A 1,941-nucleotide genomic window follows, 5' to 3' on the forward strand; every position below is an offset into this window, starting at 1 on the left:
CTTGCACTTGTTGAAGCCGATGTGCTTGCTGATGTGCTTGTACTTGTTGAAGCCGATGTGCTTGCTGACGTGCTTGCGCTTGTTGAAGCTGACGTACTTGCACTTGTTGAAGCTGATGTACTTGCTGATGTGCTTGCACTTGTTGAAGCTGACGTACTTGCGCTTGTTGAAGCTGATGTGCTTGCTGATGTGCTTGCACTTGTTGAAGCTGACGTACTTGCTGATGTCGACGCGCTTGTTGAAGCTGACGTACTTGCTGACGTACTTGCGCTTGTTGAAGCTGATGTGCTTGCTGACGTACTTGCGCTTGTTGAAGCCGATGTGCTAGCCGACGTACTTGCGCTTGTTGATGCCGATGTACTTGCTGACGTGCTTGCTGACGTGCTTGCGCTCGTTGAAGCCGATGTGCTTGCTGACGTGCTTGCGCTTGTTGAAGCCGATGTGCTTGCTGATGTACTTGCACTTGTCGAAGCCGATGTGCTAGCCGACGTACTTGCGCTTGTTGAAGCCGATGTACTTGCTGATGTACTTGCGCTCGTTGACGCCGATGTACTTGCTGACGTGCTTGCGCTCGTTGACGCCGATGTACTTGCTGACGTGCTTGCTGACGTGCTTGCGCTCGTTGACGCCGATGTGCTTGCTGACGTACTTGCGCTCGTTGAAGCTGACGTGCTTGCTGATGTACTTGCACTTGTTGATGCTGACGTACTTGCTGATGTGCTTGCACTTGTTGAAGCTGATGTGCTTGCACTTGTTGAAGCTGATGTGCTTGCTGATGTACTTGCGCTTGTTGAAGCTGACGTGCTTGCGCTTGTTGAAGCCGATGTACTTGCTGATGTCGACGCGCTTGTTGAAGCCGATGTACTTGCACTTGTTGAAGCTGACGTACTTGCTGATGTACTTGCGCTTGTTGATGCCGATGTACTTGCTGATGTACTTGCACTTGTTGAAGCCGATGTGCTTGCACTTGTTGAAGCCGATGTGCTTGCTGATGTGCTTGTACTTGTTGAAGCCGATGTGCTTGCTGACGTGCTTGCGCTTGTTGAAGCTGACGTACTTGCACTTGTTGAAGCTGATGTACTTGCTGATGTGCTTGCACTTGTTGAAGCTGACGTACTTGCGCTTGTTGAAGCTGATGTGCTTGCTGATGTGCTTGCACTTGTTGAAGCTGACGTACTTGCTGATGTCGACGCGCTTGTTGAAGCTGACGTACTTGCTGACGTACTTGCGCTTGTTGAAGCTGATGTACTTGCACTTGTTGATGCTGACGTACTTGCGCTCGTTGATGCCGACGTGCTTGCTGATGTGCTTGCGCTTGTTGAAGCTGACGTGCTTGCTGATGTACTTGCGCTCGTTGAAGCTGACGTACTTGCGCTTGTTGATGCCGACGTGCTTGCTGATGTACTTGCGCTTGTTGAAGCCGATGTACTTGCTGATGTACTTGCACTTGTTGATGCTGACGTGCTTGCTGATGTACTTGCACTTGTTGATGCTGACGTGCTAGCCGACGTACTTGCGCTTGTTGAAGCCGATGTACTTGCTGATGTACTTGCGCTTGTTGATGCCGATGTGCTTGCTGAAGTAGACGCACTTGTTGACGCTGACGTGCTAGCTGATGTACTTGCGCTTGTTGATGCCGATGTGCTTGCTGACGTGCTTGCGCTCGTTGATGCCGATGTACTTGCTGACGTACTTGCGCTCGTTGATGCCGATGTGCTAGCTGACGTACTTGCGCTCGTTGAAGCTGACGTACTTGCGCTTGTTGACGCTGACGTACTTGCTGATGTGCTTGCTGAAGTACTTGCTGAAGTAGACGCACTTGTTGACGCTGATGTGCTAGCCGATGTGCTTGCGCTTGTTGACGCTGATGTGCTAGCCGATGTGCTTGCGCTTGTTGACGCTGACGTACTTGCGCTTGTTGATGCTGACGTACTTGCGCTC

At 51.1% G+C, this 1,941-nt stretch carries 1 protein-coding gene; it reads left to right on the top strand.

Annotated elements, in window-relative coordinates; genetic code table 11:
• Positions 1–1,941: hypothetical protein (locus tag B7695_RS11195; RefSeq protein WP_192855739.1), on the top strand; the 1,941-nt coding region annotated here is incomplete at both ends.

The organism is Streptococcus mitis (assembly GCF_002096845.1).
Taxonomy (GTDB): Bacteria; Bacillota; Bacilli; order Lactobacillales; family Streptococcaceae; genus Streptococcus; species Streptococcus mitis_A.